Below are 24230 nucleotides of genomic sequence, written 5' to 3'. Positions count from 1 at the left end.
GACTATACGGACCGTGGCAGTTTTATGCAATGCCCTGAGGTTACGCGCTGATGCCGCACCCTTTTGATGATGCTGCGCCCTTTTCCCGGCCGCGCGTGCGGCCGCCGCCCCGTGCTGCGGGGCGGCGGAGGGCCTCGGCGGTCCCCGGCGGGCGGGTGCGCCGCGGCTCGGGCGACTGCGGCTCAGGCGGGCTGCGGCATCTCGTTCTTCAGGGAGGACCGGATCTGGTCCCGCAGCTCGGGGCCGTCGGTGTGGCCGTGGACGGATATCGCGTGCTCGGTGGCCGCGCGCACCACCTCTTCCTCCTCGCCGGAGATCACGAGGGAGCAGTTGGTCTCGCTCGGGTAGTCACGGCAGTCGATCTTCTTGCGCATGGCGCCGCACCTCCTCACTCCCAGTGTCGGCGGGCGCCCGGGGCCGCCGTATACGGCGAATCCCGTATGGCGCGCGGGACCGCCGGGCTGGTGGAGTGGAAGACGACCTGGTGGCCGCTCGTGAAGGCGAGGGTGGCCGCTCGTGGAGGCGACGGGAGGTGCGGGACGTGGCGACTTCGACCTCGGCCGGCGCCCCCTTGGGCGCCGTGGACCAGGAGCGGGTGCAGGAGTTCCTGGAGAAGGTGATCACCGACGGCGGGGCCGCGGTGGCCGGGCTGTGCACCTCGCTCGGCGACCGGCTGGGCCTCTACACGGCCATGGCCGGCGCCGGTCCGGTCACCTCCGCCCGGCTCGCCGCCCGCACCGGCCTGGTCGAGCGCTACGTCCGCGAATGGCTCGACGCCCAGGTGGCCGGCGAGTACGTCACCTACGCCCCCGGGACCGACACCTACCAGCTGCCCGACGAGCACGCCGCCGTGCTGGCGGACCCGGACCGGAGCACGTACGCCGCCGGGTTCTTCACCATGCTGCAGGCCGTGTACGCCACCGAGGACAGCCTGATGGACGCCTTCCGCACCGGCGAGGGGGTCGGCTGGGAGGAGCACGGACCGGCGCTGTTCGCCGGCACCGCGAAGTTCTTCCGCCCCGGCTACGCGGCCGCGCTGGTACCGGAGTGGCTGACCGCGCTGGACGGCGTGGTGGAGAAGCTGGAGCGCGGTGCGCGGGTCGCCGACGTCGGGTGCGGCTACGGCTGGTCCACGACGCTGATGGCCCGGGCCTTCCCCCGGTCGTCCTTCCGGGGTTTCGACTTCCACCGCCCGTCGGTGGAGGCCGCCCGTGGCATCGCGGCCGAGCGGGGACTGGCCGACCGGGTCAGCTTCGACGTCGCCACCGCACAGGACTTCCCGGGCGAGGACTTCGACCTGATCACGTTCTTCGACTGTCTGCACGACATCGGCGACCCGGGCGGCGCGCTCCGGCACGCCGAGCACGCGCTGGCCGACGGCGGCACCTGCATGATCGTCGAGCCGAACGCGTCGGGCAACGCCCAGGAGAACACCAACCCCGTCGGCCGGGCGCTGACCGCCGCCTCGGTCGCCGTCTGCCTGCCGTCCGCGCTGGCCCAGCACGGACCGCAGGCGCTGGGTAACCACGCGGGTGAGGAGGCGATGCGCACGATCGCCGACCACGCCGGGCTGCACCACTGGCGGCTCGCCGCCGAGAGCCCGGTCAACCGCGTCTATGCCGTCGGGCGTTAAGGCGCCTGACGCGCCCGGCCGGTCTTCCCCCGGCCGGCCGGGTGGCACCCCGGGGGCCGGGCGGACCTGCCTTGACGGGCCCCGGCCCCCCTCGGCACGCTGGAAACATGACCCCGGCCGCGGAGGTCGGCCTGCGGCGGATCCTCGCCGTCGTGGACCTCCTGATGGATGCCGTCATCGATGCCGTCGACGAGGACACCCTCGTTCCGGTGCTGCTCCCGCTGCTGCTCGGTGCGGTCCCGGGCGACAGCATCGTCTGGTCGCCGCACGCCGGGAGTGCGGAGCGCCCGCTCACCGTCCCCGCCGGACTGCTGGGCCAGGACCTCCGCGACGCCTTCGCCCGCGAGGCGGGCTCCGACCCGCTCGTGCTGCACACCACCGTGGGTCCCGGTACGCCGATGCGCCGCTCGACGCTGCAGACCTGCCGGGAGTACCACGCGCTGGCCGCCTACTCGGACGTGTACCGGCCGCTGGGCGCCGAGCAGCAGCTCGCGATGTCGTTCCCGGCCGGCGGCGCCGGCGAACCGCCGCGCAAGGTGTGCGTGGTCATCAACCGGGGCGGCAGCGACTTCTCCGACGACGACGTGGCCACCGCCGCACTGCTGCGCAGCCGGCTCACCCGGGTCCTCACCCGGCTCCCGGCGGCGCCCGCCCCGCCGCCGGTCACCCGCCGGGAGTCCGCCGTACTCACCCTGCTGGCCCGCGGTCTGACGAACCAGCAGATCGCGCACCGGCTGGCGATCAGCCCGCGCACGGTCGACAAGCACCTGGAGCACGCCTACGCGAAACTGCGGGTCGGCGGCCGGGTCGAGGCGGCGAACGCATGGCTGACCCGGGAGGCGGCGGCGGTCCGGTCGGTCCGGTAGCGGCGGTTGCCCGCCCGCCTCAGTCGTCCGGTCGGTCCGGTAGCGGCGGTTGCCGCCCTCCTCAGTCGTCCAGCCGGTCCGGGTCGGCGGCCACCGACTCCCAGAACTCCGCGTGGGCCCGCTCGTGCAGCACGCCGAGGCGCAGCAGCCGGGCCCGCGAGCGCTGCCGGGAGTCCTGGGCCGGATCGAGGGCCGCGCGCAGCGACTCGTAGTGGGCGAGCCATCCGCGGTGCCGTTCGGCCTGCCGGGTGGCCAGCGCGACGATGTCCGCGGCGGCGCCGAGATCGGCGAAGAACAGCTTGAGCTGGGCCGGATCGCGGGTCTCCGCCTCGGGGGTGTCCGGGTCGGCGAGCCAGCGTTCCAGGGCGGCGCGGCCCGGTGCCGTGAGGTGGAAGATCCGCCGGCGGCGGCCCGCCGTCTCGGTCTCCTCGCGCAGCAGACCGGCCGCCGCCAGCTCCGCCGGGATGCGGTACAGCTGCGCATGCAGGATCGGCCAGAACGGCTGGATGTCGTCCTCGACACGGGACTTGAGCTCGTACGGCGTCATCGCGCCGTGCCGGGCGATCAGACCGAGCACGACGTATCTCGCCGGGCTGTACTCCGCCATCCTCGGCCGCCTCCCACTCCCCTTGACACCCTCTCATTGAGACCATACCTTCCCTCTCACCGAGACCATCTCAATGAGATGGTTGGAAGCACGCACCACAGGAACGGGGAACCCCATGACCGGCCGCACCACCACGACCACCGTCCGCCCGCATCCCGAACTCGCCGGAATCCTCGACCGGTTGCCCCCACGACCCGCCGACCCGTACGCCGACATCGAGGCGGTGCGCAGCGGCTTCCGGCAGCTCATGGCACCGCTGATGCCGGCCCACGACCCGCGGGTGACCGTGCGGGAACTGACCGTCCAGGGGCCGGACGGCAACCCCCTCGACGTGCAGGTGCTGCGCCCCGCCGGGGCCGAGGGGGTGCTGCCCGGCGTCCTCTACCTGCACGGCGGCGGCTTCGCGTACGGGGAGCTGGACGGGCCCAGCCCGATGGCGCGCCACGCCTGTGTCGCCGCGGGGGCGGTGGTGGTCAACGTCCACTACCGGCTGGCCCCCGAACACCGCTATCCGGCCGGGGTCGAGGACTGCTACGCCACGCTGGAGTGGATGACCGCGTCGGCGGACGAACTCGGCATCGACCCCGACCGGATCGCCGTCACCGGGGCCTCCGCCGGCGGCAATCTGAGCGCCGCCGTCTGCCTGATGGCCCGCGACCGCCAGGGGCCGCGGATCGCCTTCCAGTGCCTGCTGATCCCCTGCCTCGACGACCGCGACCGGACCGCCTCCCGGCGGCGGATCGAGGACCGGCGCATCATCAACGGCCCGGGCATCGCGCACACCTGGGACGTCTACCTCGGCCCCGACCGCGGCCCCGACACCCCCGCCTACGCGGCCCCCGGCCGGGCCACCGACCTCACCGGACTGCCGCCCGCGTACGTCCTGACCTGCGGTCTCGACCCGCTCCGCGACGAAGGGCTGGAGTACGCCCGGCGCCTGACGGAGGCGGACGTTCCGGTCGAGGTCAAGGACGTCCCCGGCGCCTGGCACTTCTTCGAGGCGTACGCGCCGGAATCCGGCCTGGCCCGCCGCACCACCGACCACTGGCTGACGGCGCTGCGCACCGCCCTCACCTGACGGGCCGGGTCCCCGGCGGGCCGGAGACCGCCGGCCCGCCGGAAGGGGGCTCAGTGGGGAGACTCAGTGGGGAACGGAGCGCCGGCGGTAGGTCACCTTGTTGTCCTGGACGTGGGTGACCTCGACGGTCAGGTGGCGGTCCCGGCCGACCGGGAAGTGCGCCGTACAGCGCACCGCGGCGGACCGTACCGGCCGCAGATCGCCCGAGCAGCGCACCGCGTCCGGGCCGGTGCGGAACGGGAGGGTGAGCTGGCCGCTGAGGGTGCGGGCGATCTCGCTGCGCGGGACGGTGTGGGTGCCGTCGTCGACCTCGCTGGTCGCGTCCCGGCCGTACAGCGGGGGCACGACGAGTACGAGGAGGGCGGTGCCGGCCGCGAGGAGGGCGGTGAGCAGGCCGAGGAGCAGCCCGCCGGCCGGGGCACGCCGGGGCGGCGGTGGACCGGTCACCGCCGTCAGCCCTGGGCCCGGCGGGGGCGCCGGAGGGAGGCGTACACGCCCCGGCCGGCCGCGCCGACCAGCACCAGTCCGCCGAGCACCGCCGCCGTCCGGTCGCCGTCGCGGTCGGCCGCCCCGCCGAGACCGGTGCGCGAGCCGCCCTGGGGGAGGTACCGGCCGGAGTCGTCGGAAGGCCCGTCGGAGAGCCCGGAATCATCGAGCCCGGAATCATCGAGCCGGGATTCATCCAGCCGCGCATCGTCGGAGAGCGCCCTGTCCGCCGGGGCGCCGTCCTCGGGGTCCGCGCCGCCGGAGAACGCCCCGGTGCCGTCGGAGACCGGGGTGGCCAGGAGCGGGCCGTCCGTGACGGTCAGGGTGCCGGTGGCGGCCTTCGCCGCCTTCCGCCCCCCGTCCTCCCGGCTGCCACCGGCCGCCCGGCCGCCGGCCGCCTCGTACACCGCGTGGTGCTGCCGGGTGTCCGTTCCGCCGCGGCAGACGACGGTGACCCGGTACGTGCCCGGGGCGACGCCCGCCGGCAGGGCCGCGGTGGCGCCCGCCTGGTTGCCCATCGCGGACAGCCGCAGCACCGGGATGTCCGCACCGTCGAAGCGGGCCTCGGCGGACCCGCCCGCGCAGAGGCCGCCGTCGTACACCGAGAACGCCCCGCCCGGCGCCACCCGCTCGGGCTGGACGGTGACCGCACCGGAGGCGTCCGGCGCGAGGCCGGAGGCGGCCTTGGACGCGGCGCCGCCCACCGCCTCGCCCACCGCGTCGGTGGCGGCGTCCGCGCCGTCCCCGTCACCGAAGAGCAGGACGGACACCGCCAGACCACCGGCCGCCAGCGCATAGAGAGGAATGTGGCTTATGTGCATACCCCACAGAGAAGCGCCCCGCCCGCCGGCCCGCACCTCGATGGGCGCCGCGGCCGCCGCCCGCGACCTGGGAAGATGCCGCCGCCGTCACCGTTCACGCAGGTCACAGCGGGTGCACATGCCCCGGACAGCGGAGTACCCGGGATGGGCTTTCCGGGTGGTGACGGTCCGTGACGGAGAGTGAGGACGGGACCGGCGACGCGCGGGACCGAGGACGCGCAGGGCCGGAGACGAACAGGGACCGGAGACGCGCAGGACCGAGGACGGGGCCCCTCATGACTCCAGCCGGAGGTCCCACTTGCCGGCGTGGCCGGTGAGGGTGACCACCGACAGCGGCTGGACCTCGATGCGCCAGAACGCGTGCGGCGGCGCCTGGAGGGCGTAGACCAGGGCGGCCCGGACCACGCCGGGCTCGCCGACCGCGAGCAGTCCCGCGGCGTCCTCGACCGGGCGGGTGTCCAGCCAGCGCCCGACGCGGGTGATGAAGGCCAGCAGCGATTCCCCGCCGTGCGGGGCCGAGCGCGGGTCGGCCAGCCAGGTCTCGACCGCGGCCGGCTCGGCGGCCGTGACCTCCCCCAGGGTGCGGCCGCGCCAGCGCCCCATGTCGCAGTCGCGCAGCGCCGGCTGGGGCAGCGGGCGCAGGCCCAGCCCCTCCCCGGTCTCCCGGCAGCGCGCGGACGGCGAGCAGTAGCGCAGCTCGGCGGCGGCGAGCCGGCACAGCACGGGCGCGGCCCGCTCGACCTCCTGCCAGCCCATCGCGTCGAGCGGGCGGTCGTCGTCGAACTGCGTCGCGAGCAGCGCGGAGCTGCGGGCCGCGGCCAGCAGGGTGAGGCGAACGCTCATTCGCCGATGGTAAGAGGAGGACCGGCCGACCGGACCTCGCTTGCGCGGATCCCGAGCGGAGCCGCTCATATCCCGAGCGGGCCCGGGTCGATCAGCCCTAGGGTCATCCACTGCTCGGGCGCCACCAGCGGCCGGAAGCCGACCTTCTCGTAGACGCCGTGGGCGTCCTTGGTGGCGAGGGTGAGCCGGTTCAGCCCGCTGGGCGCCAGGTGGTCGGCGATGGCCTCGACCAGGGCCGTGCCCAGCCCCTTGCCGCGGTCGTCCCGGCAGACGTAGACGTCACAGAGCCAGGCGAAGGTGGCGTGATCGGTCACGACCCGGGCGTACGCCACCTGGCGGCCGGAACCGGACGCGTACAGGCCGAAGTTGAGCGAGCCCGCGACGGCACGGTCGTGCAGGGCCCGCGGCCGGTCCAGGGCCCAGTAGGCGTCGGTGGCGAGCCAGGTGTGGACCAGGTCGGTGTCCAGGCGGGCCGGGTCGGTGGAGATCTCGTAGCCGTCGAGGGCGTGCGCGTTCATGCCGGGAGATTCCCAGACGGGCGGCGGCGGCGTCGAACCGGTGTGCCCCCGGCCGCCGCCGTGCCGCCGTGCGCCGTCATGCGACGGCCACCCCCAGCTCGTCGCAGGCCGTGCGCAGCCGTCGGACGCCCTCGGTGATCTCGGCCGGGCCGGCCGCGGCCGCGAAGCTGAGCCGGAGGTGCCCGGCCGGTGGTTCGGCGGCGAAGTACGGGCGGCCGGCCGCGACCGCGACCCCGGCACGCAGCGCGGCATCCGTCAGCGCGGCCTCGTCGGCGCCGTCCGGCAGCCGCAGCCAGAGCTGGTAGCCGCCGCACGGCACGAACGGTCCGCCGTCCCGGCCGGCGATGCCGCCGTACGGGGCGCCGGGCCCGGCGAGGGCCGGCAGCCGGTCCACGAGCGCCGTGGTCAGCGCGTTCCGGCGGACGGTCAACTCCCCCGCGATGAACCGGAGATGACGGCTCCAGGCGGGCGATCCGACCAGTTCCAGGGCGGTCTCCTGGAGCGGCCCGGGCACGAAGAAGTTGTCGACGACCTGGATGGCGCGCAGCCGGTCGCGGACCGGACCGCGGGCGGCCAGCGCGGCCACCCGGAGGTTGGGCGAGGTGGCCTTGGTCAGGGAGCGGATGTGCACGACGGTGCCGTCCCGGTCGTCCGCCATCAGGGTCGGCGGCAGCCCGGCCGCGTCGTCGTGGACCAGCAGCCGGGCGAAGTCGTCCTCGATCACGAAGGCACCGGCCGCCCGGGCCACCCGGAGCACCTCGCGCCGCCGCTCGGCGGAGAGCACCGCCCCGGTCGGGTTCTGGAACAGCGGCTGGCAGACGAAGAGCCGGGCGCCGCTGGCCCGGAAGGCGTCGGCGAGCAGGTCCGTCCGTACGCCGTCCGCGTCCACCGGGACCGGGACCGGACGCAGGCCGGAGGCCCGGGCGACGGCGAGCATGCCGGGGTAGGTCGGCGATTCGACGAGTACGGGTGCGCCGGGCGCGGCGAGCGCGCGCAGCGCGGCGGTCAGCGCGTTCTGGCCGCCCGCGGTGATCTGTACGTCGCTCGCGGCGAGCGCGCCGCCGGGACCGCCGATCTCCCGGGCGAACCAGGCGCGCAGCTCCGGCACGCCGTCGACCGGGGGCCGCGCCCAGGCGCCCGGCCGGCGGCCGGCCCGGGCCAGGGCGGCGGCGAGGGCGCGTTCGGGCTGCAGGTCGGGGTGCAGATAGCCGCCGTTGAGCTCGATGACGCCGGGGGCCGGGCGGGCGAGGGTGGCCACCACGCCCGAGGCGTCGACACTGCGCGGCACCTGGTCGCCGCCCGGTTCGGCGCTGAGCGCGATCTCCTGCCAGGAGGTGTCGACCGGCTTGGGGGCCGCCGCCGGGGGCTCGGCCCGGAAGGCGCCGGCGCCGGGCCGGGTGGTGACCAGCCCCTCGGCGACGAGTTCGGCGAGGGCCCGGGAGACGGTCACCGGGCTGACGCGATACCGCTCCACCAGGGTCCGGCTCGACGGCAGCTTCTCTCCGGGAGAGTAGCGGTCCAGCTCATTCCTCAGGCTCGCGGCCAGCTCTGCCACACTGCTACGCTCTTGCATGAGAACCAACGATAGCGCTACTGCCGCCGCTCCGGTAGCGGTGAACGCCCCCGCCCCGTCCTCCGCGACCGCCGCCGGCGGCGCCGCCCCGGAGACCGCCGGGGCCACCGGCCGCACCCCGGCCGCCCGCGGGGTCCTGCTCGCCGGCCTGGGCGTGGCGTCCTTCTCCCTCACCTTCCCCGGGACCGCCTGGGCGCTTGAGGGCATGGGGCCGTGGACCGTGGTGATGCTGCGCAGCGTGCTGGCCGCCGTACTGGCCGGCGGCGCGCTGGCCGTCCTCCGGGTGCGCCTCCCCGAGCGGCGCCACTGGGCCGGGATCGCGGTCGTGGCGGGCGGTGTGGTGCTCGGGTTCCCGCTGCTGACCACGCTGGCCCTGCAAACCTCCACCACGTCACACGCGGCCGTCGTGGTCGGCCTGCTGCCGCTGACCACCGCCGCCTGCTCGGCCCTGCGGACCGGGGCCCGCCCGTCCCGCACCTTCTGGGTGGCGTCCCTGATCGGCGCCGCCGTGGTCCTCGGCTTCGCGGTGCAGCAGAGCGGCGGCGCCCCGGGCCGCAGCGATCTGCTGCTGTTCGCGGCGCTGCTGGTGTGCGCGGCCGGCTACACCGAGGGCGGCCGGCTGGCCCGCCACATACCGGGCTGGCAGGTGATCGGCTGGGCGCTGGTGCTGTGCCTGCCGGTGACGGTGGCGGGCGCGGCGGTCGCGCTGACCACCGAGCCGCTGCGGCTGACCGCGCACGCGGTCACCGGACTGCTGTGGCTGGCGGCCGGTTCGCAGTTCCTGGGGCTGGTGGTCTGGTACCGCGGGATGGCCGTGATCGGCGTCTCCAAGGCGAGCCAGCTCCAGCTCGCCCAGCCGCTGCTGACCCTGGTCTGGTCGGTGCTGCTGCTCGGCGAACGGCTGCCGCCGGCCGCGCCCGCGACGGCACTGGCGGTCCTGGCCTGCATCGCGGTCACCCAGCGGGCCCGCGGGTGACCGGCCCGGCCGCGGCGTCCCGGGGCCCGGCCGCCGGTTCGAGCGGAACCGGCGGCCCGTTCCCCGGGTGCGCCGCGGCCCCGCGGACGTAAACTTGCCGCGACGGCAGATAGCGCGCCGTCCGGGCCGCGCGAGGCCCGTAAACCCCAAAATCCGTTGGCCGTTCAACCGCTCGGCCGTCCCCTCGTCGGCCGTTCGGGTCGCATGGCCGCCCGAAGCGGGGAGGACCCTGATGCACGCGACCAAGGGCGACCGGCTGGTGGTGCACGGCAGGACCGTCGGGCATCACGACCGGGTCGTGGAAATCGTCGAGGTACTGGGCACGAACGGCGATCCGCCCTACCGCGTCCGCGCGGAGGACGGACATGAGGCGATCGTCTCGCCCGGGCCCGACTCGGTCGTCCGGCACGCCAAGACCTCCGACGTCGAACCCGGCCGCTGACACCCCCTCGACCCACCGACCGAGGACCACCGGGGCCGCGAGGCCCCGCCACCCGACCCGAGCCGCGCGGACGGACCCGGGGCGATGCCCCTAGGGCCGTGCCGCGCTGCCGTAGTGGTCGCGCACGACCCGGGCCAGCGCGCCCACCCGGTCCTTGGCCACCGACTTCGCCGAGAAGTAGACGTGCCCGCCGACCTGCGGGTAGTCGCGGGCGAAGGTGAGATGGCGGGACAGTTCGGCCGGGTTCTTCCAGGCCGCCGGCTGACTGTCGCCGGCCTTGTAGAGCGCCTCGCCGATGTAGAGGTCGACGCCGGTGCCGTCCACGGTCCGGGACCACCACGGCACCAGTTCGGCGTAGTCGGCGGCCTTGGTGCCGATCGGCCAGTAGACCTGCGGCACGATGTAGTCCAGCCAGCCCTCACGCACCCAGCGGCGGGTGTCGGCGTAGAGGTCGTCGTAGGTCTCGACCCCGGCCTGGGTGCGGGAGCCGTTGGGGTCCGTGGCCTGGTTGCGCCAGACCGCGAACGGGCTGACGCCGAACCGCACCCCGCGGTCCTCCTGTTGACCGCCGTCGTCGAGTCGCTGCGCCATCTCGTACACCAGCCGGTCGATGTTGTCCCGCCGCCAGTCGGCCCGGTTGTCGAAGTCCTCGCCGTAGGTGTCGTAGGCCTCGTCGTCGTCGAAGCTCTTGCCGGCGGCCGGATACGGGTAGAAGTAGTCGTCGAAGTGCACCCCGTCGACGGAGTAGTGCTCCACCGCGTCGAGCATCGCGTCCTGGACGAAGGTGCGGACCTCGGGCAGACCGGGGTTGTAGTAGAGCTTGCCGCCGTACGGCACGATCCACTCGGGGTGCCGGCGGGCCGGGTGGTCGGCGGTCAGCCGGCCCGGATCGGCGTGGTTGGCGACCCGGTACGGGTTGAACCAGGCGTGCAGTTCGAGGCCGCGCCGGTGCGCCTCGCGGACCGCGAAGTCCAGCGGGTCCCAGCCCGGATCGCGGCCCTGCTGCCCGGTCAGCGACGCGGCCCAGGGCTCGTACGGCGACGGCCAGAGCGCGTCCGCGGCGGCCCGCACCTGGAAGAACACCGTGTTGAGCCGGTGCGCGACCGCCGCGTCGAAGTGGGCGCGCAGTTCGCGCTGCTGCTCGGCCACGGTCAGCTTCGGGCGCGAGGGCCAGTCCAGGTTGCCGACGGTCGCCAGCCACATCCCGCGCATCTCGCGCCGCGCCGCTCCCCCGGCCGGTCCGCCGGCCGCCGCCCCGAGCAAGGAGCCCGCCATACCGATCGCCGCCCTGCCGAACACCCTGCGTGTGATCCGTCTCATCAAAAATCCCCAGCTTGTCCGGTTCGTCCCGTCCTGCGGGCTCAGAATGCCCGCCCCGGAAGCCGTGGCCCAGCACCGCGCGGAGTAACGTCGGGGCCGAGGCGGCCGCCGGACCCTTACGGCGTACCGCCGGTCCTGAAGATCAGCGAAAGGCACGAGGTGACGGACATCGAACGCGTCGGAGTGGTCGGTTGCGGCCAGATGGGCGCAGGCATCGCCGAGGTGTGCGCCCGCGCCGGGCTGGACGTCATGGTCGCCGAGACCACCGGCGAGGCCCTGGAGCTGGGGCGTACCCGCCTGACCAACTCCCTCGGCAAGGCCGCCGAACGCGGCAAGATCACCACCGAGGAACGCGACGCGACGCTCGACCGGCTCAGCTTCACCACCGACCTCGGGGAGTTCGCCGACCGCGACCTCGTCATCGAGGCCGTGGTGGAGAACGAGCAGGTCAAAACCGAGATCTTCCAGGTTCTCGACCAGGTCGTCAGCCGCCCGGACGCGATCCTGGCGTCCAACACCTCCTCGATCCCGCTGGTGAAGCTGGCGGTGGCCACCTCCCGCCCGGACCAGGTCATCGGCATCCACTTCTTCAACCCGGCGCCGGTGCAGAAGCTGGTGGAGCTCATCCCGGCGCTGACCACCGGCGAGGAGACCATCAAGCGCTCCGAGGCGCTGGTCCAGAACGTGCTGGACAAGCACGCCATCCGCGCCCAGGACCGCTCCGGCTTCGTGGTCAACGCCCTGCTCATCCCGTACCTGCTCTCCGCGATCCGGATGTTCGAGTCCGGCATCGCCAGCCGTGAGGACATCGACAACGGCATGGAGCTGGGCTGCGCCCACCCGATGGGCCCGCTCAAGCTGTCCGACCTGATCGGCCTGGACACCGTCGCCTCGGTCGCCGCGTCCATGTACGAGGAGTACAAGGAGCCCCTGTACGCCGCTCCCCCGCTGCTCCAGCGAATGGTGGACGCGGGCCGGCTGGGCCGCAAGAGCGGTTCGGGCTTCTACCCGTACTGAGTCCGGGCCCGGCAGGACCCCGGGGCCGGCGGACACCGTCCGCCGGCCCTTCCCCATCTCCCTCAACCACTCCGCCCGTTGAGCGTGGTGAACCCGGCTTCCCACGGGGTGTGCGCGCCCGTGGCGGTGACCGGTACGGCCGGATCGCCGCCCGTGCCGTCCGCGCAGAGCAGGACGAACGCGACATCGTCCGGCAGCCGCCCGCCGGCATGCCGCAGCAGCGCCTCCCGTACGTCGTCCACCACCCCGGCCGGCGCGGGCCCGGGCGCCCCGGCGGCCGTCGCCACGCTGCTGTGCAGCCGCTGCGCCAGCGGGAAGAACTCCCCGGTACCGTCCCGGGCCTCCACCGCGCCGTCGGTGTGCAGGAACAGTCCCTCCCCGGGCCGCAGCCGCCCGCAGCACACCGGCGCGGCGTCCGCCGGGAGCGGGAACAGCCCGAGCGGCGGCATCGGCTCACCCGGGGTGAGCGGCACCACCGGGTCCACCGCCCGCCACACGAGGCGGTACGGCCAGGGGTGCCCGCAGTTGAGCGCCGTCACCGAGCCGTCCTGGGTGATCTGGACCAGCAGCAGCGTCACGAACTCCTCCCCGGACGGGCCCGCCGCACCGCCGCCGTCCGCCGGGTCCGGCCGGCGCGCCCGCTCCCCCAGGTGCCGCTGGTGGGTCCGCTCCAACCTCCGCAGCACGCCGGTGAGTTCGGGCTCGTCGTGCGCGGCCTCGCGGAAGCCGCCCAGCATCGCCCCGACCGTGCCTATGGCCGCGAGGCCGTGCCCGCGGACGTCGCCGATCACCGCCCGGACGCCGTACCGGGTGCCGACGACCTCGTAGAGGTCCCCGCCGACCACGGCACCCTCGCTCGCGGAGAGGTGGTCGGCCGCCAGGACCAGTCCGCCGATCCGGGGCGGCAGCGGCCGCAGCAGGACCCGCTGGGCGGCCGTGGCGACCTCGCGGGTGCGCTCCAGCTCGTGCAGCAATCGCAGCCGGCGACCGGCCGTCAGATAGCTGGCGCCGACCACCGCGAGGATCGCCCCGCAGGTCATCAGGCGGGTGCCCGGGCCGGGGCCGGCCCCGGCCACGCCGAACGGGACCAGCGCGACCAGCGCACAGACCCCGCCGAGCAGGACGCACTGCCGGCGGCCGGTGCCCGCACAGGCGATGGCCGGCGCCGCGGCGAGGAGTTGCAGCAGCCGGCCGCTGGTCGGCTGGCAGAGCTCCCAGCTGACCACCCCCAGCACCCAGAGTCCCGGCAGCACGAGGACGAAGCCCCGCCGGGCACGCCGCGCCCCGGCGCTTGCGCCTGTCCTCACCCAGGCTCGGATCATGCCGATGGTTCCCCCAGCCGGTGGTCCTGGCTCGACCGGAACGATTCTCGCGACGTTCCGTGTCCGTTCCACGACGAACCGTAGACCACCACCCGATTGGGTGATGGTGTATGGATCGGATCGTCGACAAATCGGCACCGCATGCGACGAGGGGTCCACCGGCGCAACGCTCTGCGGGCGAGCTGCCCGCCGGTCGGCCGGATAGCCGAGAGGGCGTGGCCGGCCGTTGCCGTCCACGCCCTCGTCCGGGCCTGTGCGCGGGTCAGCCGCGCAGCACCGCTCCGGTCCGCTCCACCGCAGCCGCCACCGCCGCGTCCCGGGCGGCCGAGGCCTCCTCCGCGGTCAGCGTGCGGTCCGCGGCGCGGAAGCGCAGCGCGTACGCCAGCGACTTCTTGCCGGCGCCGAGCTGCTCACCGGTGAAGATGTCGAACAGCCGCAGCGCTTCGAGGAGTTCACCGGCTCCGTCGCGCAGCGCGGCCTCGACGTCCGCCGCCGGGACGGTGTCGTCGACGACCAGCGCCACGTCCTGGGTGGCGACCGGGAACGAGGAGATCGTGGGCGCCTTCAGCGGGCCGGTGCCGGCCCGCTCCAGACGGTCCAGGTCGATCTCCATCGCGCAGGTGCGCTCCGGCAGGGACAGCGTCTTGATGACCCGCGGGTGCAGCTCACCGGCGTTGCCGACGAGGACCTCCTCGCCGTCGACGACGGCGAGCAGCGCCGCGCACCGGCCCGGGTGGAACGGCGCGTGCTGGTCCTGACGGACGATCAGCTCGACGCCCGCCTCACGGGCGACCGTACGGCCGGCCTCGATGGCGTCCGCCCAGTCGGACGGGCGGCCGGCGCCCCACCAGCCGGGCTGCTCGCGGTGGCCGGCGAGGACCACCGCGGCGCGCCGCGGCTGCTGCGGCAGCGAGGCGTCCAGCGAGGCGATCTCGTCGTCGGTCGGCCGGCGGTCGACGACCAGCCGGCTGGCCGGCTTCTCGTCACCGGTCGCCCGGAAGACCGGACCGGTCTCGAAGAGCGCCAGGTCGTGCGTGCCCCGGCCGTAGTTGCGGCGCAGCGCGCCCAGCAGCCCGGGGAGGAGCGTGGTGCGGAGGTCGGGCTCCTCGTCGGAGAGCGGGTTGACGAGGGTGACCGCCGAGCGGCGCGGGTCGTCCGGCTCGATGCCGAGCTGGTCGAGGACGTGCGAGCCGGTGAACGGGTAGTTCAGCGTCTCGACGTAGCCGGCGCCGGCCAGCGCCCGGCCGACCCTGCGGTGCAGCCGCTGACGCTCGGTCAGGCCCCGGCCGGCCGGCGGCTTCGGCAGGGTGGAGGGCAGGTTCTCGTAGCCCTCCAGGCGGATGACCTCTTCGGCCAGGTCGTTGGGGTCGGAGAGGTCCGGCCGCCAGGACGGCACGGTGACGACCAGCTCGTCCTGGCCGTAGACGTCGCAGCCGACCTGCTGGAGGCGGCGGACGACGGTCTCCCGGCCGTAGGTGACACCGGCGACCTTGTCCGGGTGGTTGGCCGGGATGGTGATCGTGCGCGGCCCGCGGGGCGAGACGACCTCGGTGACGCCTTCCCCGGCGGTGCCGCCGGCGAGCAGCACCAGCAGGTCGACGGTGCGCTGGGCCGCCGCGGACGCCGCCTCGGGGTCCACCCCGCGCTCGAAGCGCTTGGCCGCCTCGGAGGACAGCTTGTGCCGGCGCGCCGTACGGGCGATGGCGATCGGGTCGAAGTGCGCGGCCTCGATCACGACGTCCGTGGTGCCGCGCAGCTCACCGGTCTCCGGGTCGGTGACCGGGGCGGCGATCTCGGTGTTGGCGCCGCCCATGACACCGGCGAGGCCGATGGGGCCGCGGTTGTCGGTGATGACCAGGTCCCCGGCGTCCAGCGCGCGCTTGGTGCCGTCCAGGGTGGTCAGCTTCTCGCCGGGGGTGGCCCGGCGGACGCCGATCGGGCCCTCGACCGTGGCGCGGTCGTAGGCGTGCAGCGGCTGGCCGAGCTCCAGCATCACGTAGTTGGTGATGTCGACGGCCAGCGAGATCGGGCGCATACCGGCCTTCTGCAGCCGGCGCTGCATCCACAGCGGGGTGCGGGCGCCGGGCTCCAGGCCGGTGACCGTCCGCGCGGTGAAGCGGTCGCAGCCGATCGGGTCGGCGACCTGGACCGGGTAGCCGGTGGCGTTCGGCGGCGGGACGTCCAGCAGCGCCGGGTCGCGCAGCGGCAGCCCGTAGGCGGTGGCGGCCTCGCGGGCCACGCCGCGCATCGACAGGCAGTAGCCGCGGTCCGGGGTGACGGCGATGTCCAGCACCTCGTCGACGAGCTCCAGCAGCTCGATGGCGTCGGTGCCGACCTCGGTCTCCGGCGGCAGCACGATGATGCCGTGCGAGCCGTCGTCGCCCATGCCCAGCTCGTCGCCGGAGCAGATCATGCCGTGCGACGTCTTGCCGTACGTCTTGCGCGCGGCGATCTTGAAGTCGCCGGGGAGCACGGCGCCGGGGAGGACGACCACGACCTTGTCGCCGACCGAGAAGTTCCGCGCGCCACAGACGATCTCCTGCGGCTCACCGGTGCCGTTGGTCCGGCCGACGTCGACCGTGCAGAAGCGGATCGGCTTCTTGAAGCCCTCCAGCTCCTCGATGGTCAGCACCTGGCCGACGACGAGCGGACCCTTGAGGTCCGCGCCGAGGCGCTCGACGGTCTCGACCTCCAGGCCGACCGTGATGAGCTTCTCCTGTACGTCCCGGCCGGTCGCCGTCGCCGGCAGGTCGACGTACTCCCGCAGCCAAGAAAGCGGGACCCGCATCAGATCTCCATCCCGAACGGCCGGGTGAACCGGACGTCGCCCTCGAACATGTCGCGCATGTCTTCCACGTTGTGCCGGAACATCAGCATCCGGTCGATTCCGAAACCGAAGGCGAAGCCGCTGTACTTCTCCGGGTCGACGCCGCAGGCGATGAGCACCTTGGGGTTGACCATCCCGCAGCCGCCCAGCTCGATCCAGCCCTCGCTGGAGCAGGTGCGGCACGGACGGTCGGGGTTGCCCACGGACTCGCCACGGCAGACGTAGCAGACCATGTCCATCTCGGCGGACGGCTCGGTGAACGGGAAGTAGTTGGGCCGCAGCCGGGTCTTCATGCCGGGGCCGAACAGCGCCCGGACCATGTGGTCGAGGGTGCCCTTGAGGTCGGCCATGGTCAGGCCCTCGTCGACGGCGAGCAGCTCGATCTGGTGGAAGACCGGGGAGTGCGTCGCGTCCAGCTCGTCGGTGCGGTAGACCCGCCCCGGGCAGACGACGTAGACCGGCGGCTCGCGGTCGACCAGGGTGCGGGCCTGGACCGGCGAGGTGTGGGTGCGCAGCACGACACCGGACTCATCGCCCGCGGCGGAGCCGCCGTCGGACGTGGCGCCGTTGGCCTTGACGAAGAAGGTGTCCTGCATCTGGCGCGCCGGGTGGTCCGGCACGAAGTTCAGGGCGTCGAAGTTGAACCATTCCGCCTCGACCTCGGGGCCCTCGGCGATCTCGTAGCCCATCGCGACGAAGACGTCCGCGACCCGCTCCATGAACGTGGTGAGCGGGTGCCGGGCGCCGGCCGGGACGCGGTCGTAGGGCAGCGTGACGTCCACCGCCTCCTCGACCAGCACCCGCGCGTCGCGCTCCGCCTCCAGCTCTTCCTGGCGGGCCTTGAGTGCCTGGTTGACGCGGCCGCGGGCCTGGCCGACGCGCTTGCCGGCGTCCGCCTTGGCGTGCGGCGGCAGGGCACCGATCTCCCGGTTGGCGAGGGCGAGCGGCGAGCGGTCACCGGCGTGGGCGACCTTCACCTCGCGCAGCTCCTCCAGATCGGCCGCGGCGGCGATGGCGGCCAGCGCCTCGTCCAGCCGGGCGGCGATCTCTTCCGGTTTCAGGGCTTCGACCTCGACAGGGTCGTACGACTTATTGGGTGCGGACATCTCTTCCCGTGCTTCCGGTGGACTGGCTTGGCTCGGCTCGCTTCGTCTCGGCTCTTCGATCACATGGGTCGTGAGGGCCGAACCCGCGCTGCGCCCGCGATGCCTGTGCGCCAAAGGTGCCAAAGGTCAAGTCTAAGGGGGACGGGCAGCGCGGCCGGCCCGAGGTCCCCGGTGCGGGGCGCCCGCCGCTTCCCCTTACGCCAAGAAGGCCGGGGCCGCGACGGGCAGGCTAAATCGGAACTGGGCACCGCCGGCGGGTGCCCGGCCGACCGTGATCGTGCCGCCGTGGGCCTCGACGATGCCCTTGACGATGTAGAGGCCCAGGCCGGTGCCGCCGCGCTTGCTGCCCCGCCAGAAGCGGGTGAACACGCGGCTCATCGACTCCTCCGGGATGCCGGGGCCCTCGTCGCTCACGGTGACGCTCGTCCCCTCCGTGCTGGTCGCTTCCGTTGCCGGTCCGACCTCGATGGTGACCGTTCCCTCGCCGTGGCGCACCGCATTTTCCAGGAGGTTGCCCAGCACCTGGTCCACCTTGTCCGGGTCCGCCCACAGATCGGGCAGTGGTTCCCGCATCCGGATCAGGAAGCGGTCCGGCCGCTGACCCGCGGTGGTCTGGGCCTGGACGTGCCGGCGCACCGCGGCGATCATGTCGACCCGCTGCCGGCGCACCTCCAGCCGCCCGGAGTCGATCCGGGAGATGTCCAGCAACTCGGCGATCAGGCGGGTGACACGGTTGGCGTCGGCGTCGACCGTCTCCAGCATCAGCCGCTTCTGGTCGTCGGTGAAGCGTTCCCACTTCTGGAGGAGGGTGGCGGTGAAGCCCTTGACGGAGGTCAGCGGCGAGCGCAGCTCGTGGGCGACGGTCGCGATGAGCTCGGCGTGGCTGAGCTCGGTGCGGCGCCGGGCCTCGGTGCCGCGCAGCGCGATCACCAGCCGCTCGACCGGCCCGCCCGGCCGGCCGCGGACGTAGCGGGCGGAGACCAGCACCTCGCGGCCGCCGAGCAGCAGATTGCGCTCGGGCTGGCCGCGGCGGATGGCGAGCCCGCCGTAGGGGTCGGTCAGCCGCCACCAGCGGCGGCCCTCGATGTCCTGGAGCGGCAGGGCCTCCTCCAGGGGGCGGCCGAGCGCGTCCTCGGGGGCGAGGCCGGTGATCCCGGCGGCCGCGGCGTTGAAGCAGACGACCCGGCCGGTCGCGTCGGCGACCACCAGGCCGTCCGGAAGGTCGTCGGGGTCGAGCCCGAGCCCGGCCTCCGGGGCGGCGGACGCCACCGCGCGGGCCGGCCGCGGGCCGGCGGCCGGGCCGCCGTCAGCGCGTGCTGTGATGCCGGAAGTCCTCACACTCATCCCCGTTACCCCCTTCCGGGCCCCCGGGCACGCAAGACTACTAGTTCGGCTCGTACCACCCGGGACGTTCCGGTGGACGCCCCTCAGGCGGGTGACGCGGCGCGGCAGCCACCGGGGCCGCGCTGGGCGCGGGCCGAGGCGTAGAGACAGACCGCGGCGGCGGTGGCGAGGTTGAGGCTCTCGGCCCTGCCGTGGATCGGGACGCGGACGACGGCGTCGGCGAGCGCCCGGGTCTCCTCGGGCAGGCCCCAGGCCTCGTTGCCGAAGACCCAGGCGGTGGGCCCGCCCATGGAACCGGCGTCCAGCTCGGCGTCCAGGTCCCGGTCGCCGGCGCCGTCCGCGGCGAGGATCCGCGCGCCGGCGCCCTTGAGCCCGGACACCACCTGCTCGACCGGTACGCCGACCGCGACCGGGAGGTGGAAGAGGGAACCGACCGACGCCCGTACGGACTTGGGGTTGTAGAGGTCGACGGAGGCGTCGGTGAGCACCACGGCGTCCGCGCCGGCGGCGTCCGCGCAGCGCAGCACCGTTCCGGCGTTGCCGGGGTCGCGGACGTGGGCGAGCACCGCGACCAGCCTCGGGCGGGCGGCGAGGATCTCCTCGAACGGCGAGTCGAGGAAGTGGCAGACGCCGAGCAGGCCCTGCGGGGTGACCGTCTGGGAGATGTCCCCGATGGTCCGGTCGTCGGCGAGGTGCACCCGGACCCCGGCCGCGCGGGCCGCCCCGACGATCTCGTGGTGCCGCTCGGCGGCCTCGACGGTGGCGAACAGCTCGATGAGCGTGGCGTCGCCGTCCGTGCGGTGCGCGATGGCCTCCCGTACGGCCTGCGGGCCCTCGGCGATGAACCGGCGCTCCTTGCCGCGGAAGGCGCGGCGGGCCAGCCGCCGGGCGGCGGTGACGCGCGGGGAACGCGGGGAGATCAGCTCGGGGGTGCCCATGGGCGGCGGCTCGCTTCTGTGGTTCGGTGCGGGGGCCGGAGCCGGGCGGCCCGGCCGGAAAAGCGGCGGACCCGCAGGCCCGGGGCCTGCGGGTCCGATCACGACGGCGTCACGACCGCGTCGGTCGTCACGGCCACGTCGTCAGGCTGTTCAGGCAGCCTTCGGGGCGTTGACGTCGCTCGGCAGGGCCTTCTGGGCCACCTCGACGAGCGCGGCGAACGCGTTGCTGTCGTTGACCGCGAGGTCGGCCAGGATCTTGCGGTCCACCTCGATGTTGGCGGCCTTCAGACCCTGGATGAAGCGGTTGTAGGTCATGCCGTTGGCGCGGGCAGCGGCGTTGATGCGCTGGATCCACAGCTGACGGAAGTCGCCCTTGCGCTTCTTGCGGTCGTTGTAGTTGTAGACGAGGGAGTGGGTGACCTGCTCCTTCGCCTTGCGGTACAGGCGGGAGCGCTGGCCGCGGTAGCCGCTGGCCTGCTCGAGGATCGCCCGACGCTTCTTGTGGGCGTTGACTGCCCGCTTGACGCGTGCCACTTGTTAACTCCTTGTAGCGGGGCCGTGGTTGTCGTCACACGGCCCGAATCGATTGGGTCCCGGTCCGAGTCACGCACCCCGCCCGGTCGGCGGGGCGAGGTGACTCACTTGCCGAGAAGCTTCTTGATCTTCGCGGCGTCGCCCGGGGCCATCTCGGCGTTGCCGGTGAGGCGACGCGTCACGCGGGACGACTTGTGCTCGAGCAGGTGGCGCTTGCCGGCGCGCTCGCGCAGCACCTTGCCGGAGCCGGTGACCTTGAAGCGCTTGCTGGCACCGCTGTGCGTCTTGTTCTTCGGCATGCGCCGTTCTCTCCTCGTCAGTGGCGCTCCCACCGGCACGGGCCGGCTGGCGGGAGCGTCAGATGTATCGGTTGGTGTCCGGGGCGGGTTGCCCCGGCATGAATCCGGGGCTCTCGCCCATGGATCACGCCTCGGCGGGCTCCCCGGCGGGCTCCTCCACGGGAGCACCACCCTGGCGCTCCGCCTTGCGGGCGGCCTGCGCCTCACGGGCCTCGGCCATCGCCTCGGTCTTCTTCTTGTGCGGACCGAGGACCATGATCATGTTGCGGCCGTCCTGCTTCGGGTTCGACTCGATGAAGCCGAGCTCCTGGACGTCCTCCGCGAGCCGCTGCAGCAGTCGGAAGCCCAGTTCGGGGCGGGACTGCTCGCGACCACGGAACATGATCGTGATCTTGACCTTGTCACCCTGCTTGAGGAACCGGACGACGTGACCCTTCTTGGTGTCATAGTCGTGCGGGTCGATCTTCGGCCGGAGCTTCATCTCCTTGATGACCGTGTGCGCCTGGTTCTTGCGCGCCTCACGGGCCTTCATGGCCGACTCGTACTTGAACTTTCCGTAGTCCATGAGCTTGCAGACCGGCGGACGGGCGTTCGCCGCCACCTCGACCAGGTCGAGGTCGTACTCCTGCGCAAGCTCCAGGGCCTTGGCAAGCGGCACAATGCCGACCTGCTCGCCACTGGGACCGACGAGTCGCACCTCGGGGACGCGAATCCGGTCGTTGATGCGGGGCTCGGCGCTGATGGATCCTCCTCGGTAGCACCACGCGACGGCCTGGCGGACTGCCGCGTAACGTCTGTTCGGTGTGACCAACCGCGCCGGTACATGAAAAGCAAAATGCCCCGGACGGGACACAGGCGGGGCTCCACATAGATCTGGAGCACCGCCGCGAAGTCTCCGCGGGGCGCAGCCGGACCGTTGACCCGCCAACCTGAGGTTGGCCGGGTGGGAGAACGGAGCCTCCACTTGTGGGCCGGTCACATGAGTGTCCGGCCGGTCGGAACACCAGAATACACGAGTCAAGCCCTGGCCCCCACTCGTACGCGGCTGCGTGGGCCCGGCCGGACGAGGGCGGCACTCCCGGACGCCGGGTCCGCGGAGCGGGGCCATAGGCTGGGGACGACCCCTCCTCAGGAAGAAGCCCTTAAGACATGAGTGACCAGACCCCGCAGCCGTCCGACGCCCCGCAGCCGTCCGGCGCCGCCCATGCGGCGGGCCCCGACTTCGATGCCATGACCCGTGACATCGCCGATGTCCCGGCGGTCGAGGTGATCACCACCGTCGCGGTGCATCTGATGAGCTCGGCGGCGGTCAACCTGGGGCTCGCCGAGGACGGCGAGGCGCACAAGGACCTCGACGAGGCGCGCAAGCTCATCCAGGCGCTGGCCGGCCTGGTCACCGCCAGCGCCACCGAGATCGGCTCGTACCACGCGGCACCGCTGCGGGACGGCCTGAAGTCGCTCCAGCTGGCCTTCCGCGAGGCGTCGGTCGTCCCGGACGAGCCGGGGCAGGGGCCCGGCGAGAAGTTCACCGGGCCGGTCTACGGCTAGCCCCCTCGGCCGCCGGTCCGGCGGCCCCTTCTGCGTCACCCAGCACCGCACGACGACGAGCCCCGGCCGCTGTGGCCGGGGCTCGTCGTCGTGTCGGACGAGTTCGCCGGGTCGCGCGGGGTCAGACGCGTTCGCCGGGGCCCGCGGTCGGTTCGCGGGGCGAGGCCTGGTCGGCGACGAGCACCGGTTCCTCGGGCGGGTGGGTGACCTGGTGGACCACCGCGGCGATCGCCCCGCCGATCAGGGGCGCGACGATGAAGAGCCACAGCTGGGTGATGGCCGCGCCGCCCGCGAACAGCGCCGGGCCGATGGAACGGACCGGGTTCACGGAGGTGCCGTCCAGCGGGATGCCGAAGAGGTGGACGGTGGCCAGTGCCAGACCGATCGGCAGGCCGTCGAAGCCGATCACGGCGATCCGGTGGGTGACCGCCAGCACCACGAAGACGAAGAGGAAGGTCATCACTATCTCGGCGACGAAGGCACCGCCGAGGTTGAGGTGCACCGCCGAACGGTCGCCCCAGCCGTTCGTGCCGAAGGCCGCGTGGGTCTGCAGGCCCGGGATCTGTTTGGCGACCAGGAAGAGCAGCGCGGCACCCACGATGGCGCCGAGGATCTGGGCCACCCAGTACTCGACGGCCGTCCGCGGGGTGATCCGGCGGGACAGCAGCATGCCCAGGGTCACCGCGGGGTTGATGTGGCAGCCGGAGATCGGGCCGAGCGCGTAGGCCAGGGCCAGCATGACGAAACCGAAGGCCAGGGCGATGCCGAAGGTGCCGATGTACTCGCCGGCCACCACTGCCGAGCCGACGGCGAAGAACACCAGGAGCAGCGTGCCGAGGAACTCGGACACGACCGTGCGGGTCACGACCGAAGGGGTCTCCGTCGTCTCCATAGGGGCCCTCCTCGCGTGGATCTTGAGCTCTCCTCGCATTGTGCGGCCCGGAAGACGAACCCGCCCGTCGGCGATCTTCCGGATCGCGGTGGGGCGGTCCGGGGAGGCGACGTGGCACTGCCCGGCGAGCCCTCGCTGACGGGCCCGACGGCTGGGCCCGTCAGCGCTGGTAGAGCGGTTCCCCGGTGGTCGCCGCGCCGGGCGGCAGGAGCGCCAGGTCCAGGCCCCGTACGAGCCGGGCGCGCAGGACCTCGTCGGAGGCCAGCGCCTGGGCCAGCCGCTGGGCGACCTCGGCGGTGGGGGCGTCGGCGGCCAGGCCCAGGGCGAGGGTCCCGTCGGTCTCCCGGGACGGCGCCAGACGGGCGACGAGGACGGCCGGCTCGGCGGCGAGGAGGGCGCGCAGGGCCTCGGTGACGGCCGGGTCGGCGAGCGGGTCGGCGGTCGTCCGTCCCTCGGCGAGGGCGCGCAGCGCCGGCCCGGTGAGCTGGTAGGTGACCGGTCCCGCCAGGTCGATCACGACGGTGTCGGCCTTCTCGTGGGAGGCGGCCAGCAGCGCCTGCTGCAGCGGCACGGCCACCGGCCGGGCGTCCGGGCGCCAGCGGTGCAGGGTCGCCATGCTGGTGAAGGCGGGAAGGGCCCGGCGGCCGTCCGGGGCCTGGAGGGTGGGCACGGCCATGTCGCTGGTCTTCTCCCGACGCAGCCCGTCCGGTCCCGTCTCGACCTCCCCGAGGAGGGCGACGACGGGCACGAGGAGGCGGGCGCCGGCCAGTGCGGTCAGCACCTCGGGCTCGGCGGACCGGTCGGTTCCGTAGGCCGCCAGGGCCGCGGCCAGGGCCGGATCGGCGGAGCCGTCGTCGTCGGAGAAGGCGGAGTCGGGAATGTTCTTCTGCACCCCGCGAGCGTATCGGGGGGACGACGGACGGTTTCGGCTGGGCCACCGTGCGGTGCCGCTCCGCGGGGGGCCGCGTACGAACCTGGCTTTCCCGCCGCGGGGCTTCTCGTCGTTGCGCTTTGCGGCGCCCCCGTACGTACCTGGCTTTCGCGCCGTGGTGGTTGCTCGCCGTTGCGCTTTGCGGCGCCGCCCACGTACCCGTCTGCGGCACCGCAGGTGTTGCTCGCCGTTGCTCCCCCACTGCCTAAAGGGCGTGGGAGGTACCCCCAGCGGCGGGCGGGGTTGTTTTGGGTGCGGTGACGGTCCTCCGGGGCCGGTTGTGTGGACTGCTTCGCTTTACGTCCACAC

The 24230-nt window shown here is 73.7% G+C and carries 25 protein-coding genes; 7 read left to right on the top strand and 18 right to left on the bottom strand.

The genetic code is table 11. The annotated features are described in order from the left end of the window. Positions 1–182: 182 nt before the first annotated feature. On the bottom strand, positions 183–374 hold the full coding sequence (locus ACFV1J_RS29500) for a DUF1059 domain-containing protein (RefSeq protein WP_385863103.1): 192 nt from the start codon (positions 372–374) through the stop codon (positions 183–185). Positions 375–541: 167 nt separating this feature from the next. On the opposite strand from ACFV1J_RS29500, the gene ACFV1J_RS29495 reads away from it, so the two are divergent. Continuing rightward, positions 542–1633, top strand: a complete 1092-nt coding sequence (locus tag ACFV1J_RS29495) for a class I SAM-dependent methyltransferase (RefSeq protein WP_385863101.1) — start codon at positions 542–544, stop codon at positions 1631–1633. A 107-nt stretch (positions 1634–1740) separates the two neighbouring features. After that, complete coding sequence (locus ACFV1J_RS29490) at positions 1741–2499, top strand: response regulator transcription factor (protein WP_385863099.1); 759 nt, start codon at positions 1741–1743, stop codon at positions 2497–2499. Between the two features lie 61 nt (positions 2500–2560). On the opposite strand, the gene ACFV1J_RS29485 is transcribed toward ACFV1J_RS29490, so the two are convergent. After that, positions 2561–3106 carry a PadR family transcriptional regulator gene (locus tag ACFV1J_RS29485; RefSeq protein ID WP_385863096.1) on the bottom strand — a complete coding sequence of 182 codons (546 nt, stop codon included), beginning with the start codon at positions 3104–3106 and terminating at the stop codon, positions 2561–2563. 115 nt (positions 3107–3221) lie between these two features. Between ACFV1J_RS29485 and ACFV1J_RS29480 the strand changes: the two genes are divergently transcribed. Further along, positions 3222–4184 carry an alpha/beta hydrolase gene (locus ACFV1J_RS29480; protein WP_385863094.1) on the top strand — a complete coding sequence of 321 codons (963 nt, stop codon included), beginning with the start codon at positions 3222–3224 and terminating at the stop codon, positions 4182–4184. Positions 4185–4247: 63 nt separating this feature from the next. Here ACFV1J_RS29480 and ACFV1J_RS29475 read toward each other — a convergent pair whose 3' ends face one another. The 5 genes from ACFV1J_RS29475 to ACFV1J_RS29455 form a co-directional block, all read right to left on the bottom strand. Beyond that, positions 4248–4631: a DUF4333 domain-containing protein gene (locus ACFV1J_RS29475; RefSeq protein ID WP_385863091.1), complete on the bottom strand. Its 384-nt coding sequence runs from the start codon at positions 4629–4631 to the stop codon at positions 4248–4250. A 5-nt stretch (positions 4632–4636) separates the two neighbouring features. Beyond that, the gene (locus ACFV1J_RS29470) at positions 4637–5491 is read right to left on the bottom strand and encodes a hypothetical protein (RefSeq protein WP_385863089.1); all 855 of its coding nucleotides are present in this window, start codon (positions 5489–5491) and stop codon (positions 4637–4639) included. A 273-nt stretch (positions 5492–5764) separates the two neighbouring features. Further along, on the bottom strand, positions 5765–6334 hold the full coding sequence (locus ACFV1J_RS29465; protein ID WP_385863088.1) for a histidine phosphatase family protein: 570 nt from the start codon (positions 6332–6334) through the stop codon (positions 5765–5767). A gap of 65 nt (positions 6335–6399) precedes the next feature. Next, positions 6400–6852 carry a GNAT family N-acetyltransferase gene (locus ACFV1J_RS29460; protein ID WP_385863086.1) on the bottom strand — a complete coding sequence of 151 codons (453 nt, stop codon included), beginning with the start codon at positions 6850–6852 and terminating at the stop codon, positions 6400–6402. Positions 6853–6928: 76 nt separating this feature from the next. Beyond that, a complete protein-coding gene (locus ACFV1J_RS29455) occupies positions 6929–8425 on the bottom strand; it encodes a PLP-dependent aminotransferase family protein (RefSeq protein WP_385863084.1) in 1497 nt (498 codons plus the stop codon). Here ACFV1J_RS29455 and ACFV1J_RS29450 point away from each other — a divergent pair. After that, complete coding sequence (locus tag ACFV1J_RS29450; protein WP_385863082.1) at positions 8424–9401, top strand: DMT family transporter; 978 nt, start codon at positions 8424–8426, stop codon at positions 9399–9401. The genes ACFV1J_RS29455 and ACFV1J_RS29450 overlap by 2 nt on opposite strands. 232 nt (positions 9402–9633) lie before the next feature. After that, a complete protein-coding gene (locus tag ACFV1J_RS29445) occupies positions 9634–9843 on the top strand; it encodes a DUF1918 domain-containing protein (protein WP_030413065.1) in 210 nt (69 codons plus the stop codon). A 90-nt stretch (positions 9844–9933) separates the two neighbouring features. On the opposite strand, the gene ACFV1J_RS29440 is transcribed toward ACFV1J_RS29445, so the two are convergent. Next, positions 9934–11163, bottom strand: coding sequence for a glycoside hydrolase family 10 protein (locus tag ACFV1J_RS29440; protein WP_385863079.1), 1230 nt, complete (start codon positions 11161–11163; stop codon positions 9934–9936). Between the two features lie 159 nt (positions 11164–11322). On the opposite strand from ACFV1J_RS29440, the gene ACFV1J_RS29435 reads away from it, so the two are divergent. Beyond that, positions 11323–12180: a 3-hydroxybutyryl-CoA dehydrogenase gene (locus tag ACFV1J_RS29435; protein WP_385863078.1), complete on the top strand. Its 858-nt coding sequence runs from the start codon at positions 11323–11325 to the stop codon at positions 12178–12180. 62 nt (positions 12181–12242) lie between these two features. Here ACFV1J_RS29435 and ACFV1J_RS29430 read toward each other — a convergent pair whose 3' ends face one another. The 8 genes from ACFV1J_RS29430 to infC form a co-directional block, all read right to left on the bottom strand. Next, positions 12243–13487, bottom strand: a complete 1245-nt coding sequence (locus ACFV1J_RS29430; protein WP_385863076.1) for a PP2C family protein-serine/threonine phosphatase — start codon at positions 13485–13487, stop codon at positions 12243–12245. Positions 13488–13764: 277 nt separating this feature from the next. Continuing rightward, positions 13765–16290: a phenylalanine--tRNA ligase subunit beta gene (gene pheT / locus ACFV1J_RS29425; RefSeq protein WP_385863075.1), complete on the bottom strand. Its 2526-nt coding sequence runs from the start codon at positions 16288–16290 to the stop codon at positions 13765–13767. Then, complete coding sequence (gene pheS, locus ACFV1J_RS29420; RefSeq protein WP_385863073.1) at positions 16290–17435, bottom strand: phenylalanine--tRNA ligase subunit alpha; 1146 nt, start codon at positions 17433–17435, stop codon at positions 16290–16292. The genes pheT and pheS overlap by 1 nt, the downstream gene beginning before the upstream one ends. A 195-nt stretch (positions 17436–17630) precedes the next feature. Next, complete coding sequence (locus ACFV1J_RS29415; RefSeq protein WP_385863071.1) at positions 17631–18779, bottom strand: ATP-binding protein; 1149 nt, start codon at positions 18777–18779, stop codon at positions 17631–17633. A gap of 83 nt (positions 18780–18862) precedes the next feature. Next, positions 18863–19717, bottom strand: a complete 855-nt coding sequence (locus ACFV1J_RS29410; RefSeq protein ID WP_385863070.1) for a TrmH family RNA methyltransferase — start codon at positions 19715–19717, stop codon at positions 18863–18865. Between the two features lie 150 nt (positions 19718–19867). Further along, positions 19868–20251 carry a 50S ribosomal protein L20 gene (rplT, locus tag ACFV1J_RS29405; protein ID WP_030413047.1) on the bottom strand — a complete coding sequence of 128 codons (384 nt, stop codon included), beginning with the start codon at positions 20249–20251 and terminating at the stop codon, positions 19868–19870. Between the two features lie 104 nt (positions 20252–20355). Continuing rightward, entirely contained in the window at positions 20356–20550 is a 195-nt protein-coding gene (rpmI, locus tag ACFV1J_RS29400) for a 50S ribosomal protein L35 (RefSeq protein WP_016576627.1), read from the bottom strand. Between the two features lie 124 nt (positions 20551–20674). Continuing rightward, positions 20675–21361 carry a translation initiation factor IF-3 gene (gene infC / locus ACFV1J_RS29395; RefSeq protein WP_385863066.1) on the bottom strand — a complete coding sequence of 229 codons (687 nt, stop codon included), beginning with the start codon at positions 21359–21361 and terminating at the stop codon, positions 20675–20677. A gap of 338 nt (positions 21362–21699) precedes the next feature. Here infC and ACFV1J_RS29390 point away from each other — a divergent pair, with 338 nt between their 5' ends. Next, entirely contained in the window at positions 21700–22098 is a 399-nt protein-coding gene (locus ACFV1J_RS29390) for a DUF1844 domain-containing protein (RefSeq protein WP_385863065.1), read from the top strand. A 121-nt stretch (positions 22099–22219) separates the two neighbouring features. Here ACFV1J_RS29390 and ACFV1J_RS29385 read toward each other — a convergent pair whose 3' ends face one another. After that, complete coding sequence (locus ACFV1J_RS29385; protein ID WP_385863063.1) at positions 22220–22990, bottom strand: MIP family channel protein; 771 nt, start codon at positions 22988–22990, stop codon at positions 22220–22222. 160 nt (positions 22991–23150) lie between these two features. Continuing rightward, complete coding sequence (locus ACFV1J_RS29380; RefSeq protein WP_385863060.1) at positions 23151–23882, bottom strand: SseB family protein; 732 nt, start codon at positions 23880–23882, stop codon at positions 23151–23153. Positions 23883–24230 lie beyond the last annotated feature (348 nt).

The organism is Streptomyces sp. NPDC059649, from assembly GCF_042734445.1.
Taxonomy (GTDB): domain Bacteria; phylum Actinomycetota; class Actinomycetes; order Streptomycetales; family Streptomycetaceae; genus Streptomyces.
This window is presented reverse-complemented; position numbering and strand designations above follow the sequence as displayed.

What these genes read in the sequence shown, in the direction of transcription:
- ACFV1J_RS29500 (WP_385863103.1), bottom strand. Translation starts at nt 374, where the DNA reads ATGCGCAAGAAGATCGACTGCCGTGACTACCCGAGCGAGACCAACTGC.
- ACFV1J_RS29490 (WP_385863099.1), top strand. Translation starts at nt 1,741, where the DNA reads ATGACCCCGGCCGCGGAGGTCGGCCTGCGGCGGATCCTCGCCGTCGTG.
- ACFV1J_RS29485 (WP_385863096.1), bottom strand. Translation starts at nt 3,106, where the DNA reads ATGGCGGAGTACAGCCCGGCGAGATACGTCGTGCTCGGTCTGATCGCC.
- ACFV1J_RS29480 (WP_385863094.1), top strand. Translation starts at nt 3,222, where the DNA reads ATGACCGGCCGCACCACCACGACCACCGTCCGCCCGCATCCCGAACTC.
- ACFV1J_RS29470 (WP_385863089.1), bottom strand. Translation starts at nt 5,491, where the DNA reads ATGCACATAAGCCACATTCCTCTCTATGCGCTGGCGGCCGGTGGTCTG.
- ACFV1J_RS29465 (WP_385863088.1), bottom strand. Translation starts at nt 6,334, where the DNA reads ATGAGCGTTCGCCTCACCCTGCTGGCCGCGGCCCGCAGCTCCGCGCTG.
- ACFV1J_RS29460 (WP_385863086.1), bottom strand. Translation starts at nt 6,852, where the DNA reads ATGAACGCGCACGCCCTCGACGGCTACGAGATCTCCACCGACCCGGCC.
- ACFV1J_RS29450 (WP_385863082.1), top strand. Translation starts at nt 8,424, where the DNA reads ATGAGAACCAACGATAGCGCTACTGCCGCCGCTCCGGTAGCGGTGAAC.
- ACFV1J_RS29455 (WP_385863084.1), bottom strand. Translation starts at nt 8,425, where the DNA reads ATGCAAGAGCGTAGCAGTGTGGCAGAGCTGGCCGCGAGCCTGAGGAAT.
- ACFV1J_RS29445 (WP_030413065.1), top strand. Translation starts at nt 9,634, where the DNA reads ATGCACGCGACCAAGGGCGACCGGCTGGTGGTGCACGGCAGGACCGTC.
- ACFV1J_RS29440 (WP_385863079.1), bottom strand. Translation starts at nt 11,163, where the DNA reads ATGAGACGGATCACACGCAGGGTGTTCGGCAGGGCGGCGATCGGTATG.
- pheT (WP_385863075.1), bottom strand. Translation starts at nt 16,290, where the DNA reads ATGCGGGTCCCGCTTTCTTGGCTGCGGGAGTACGTCGACCTGCCGGCG.
- pheS (WP_385863073.1), bottom strand. Translation starts at nt 17,435, where the DNA reads ATGTCCGCACCCAATAAGTCGTACGACCCTGTCGAGGTCGAAGCCCTG.
- ACFV1J_RS29415 (WP_385863071.1), bottom strand. Translation starts at nt 18,779, where the DNA reads ATGAGTGTGAGGACTTCCGGCATCACAGCACGCGCTGACGGCGGCCCG.
- ACFV1J_RS29410 (WP_385863070.1), bottom strand. Translation starts at nt 19,717, where the DNA reads ATGGGCACCCCCGAGCTGATCTCCCCGCGTTCCCCGCGCGTCACCGCC.
- rpmI (WP_016576627.1), bottom strand. Translation starts at nt 20,550, where the DNA reads ATGCCGAAGAACAAGACGCACAGCGGTGCCAGCAAGCGCTTCAAGGTC.
- ACFV1J_RS29390 (WP_385863065.1), top strand. Translation starts at nt 21,700, where the DNA reads ATGAGTGACCAGACCCCGCAGCCGTCCGACGCCCCGCAGCCGTCCGGC.
- ACFV1J_RS29385 (WP_385863063.1), bottom strand. Translation starts at nt 22,990, where the DNA reads ATGGAGACGACGGAGACCCCTTCGGTCGTGACCCGCACGGTCGTGTCC.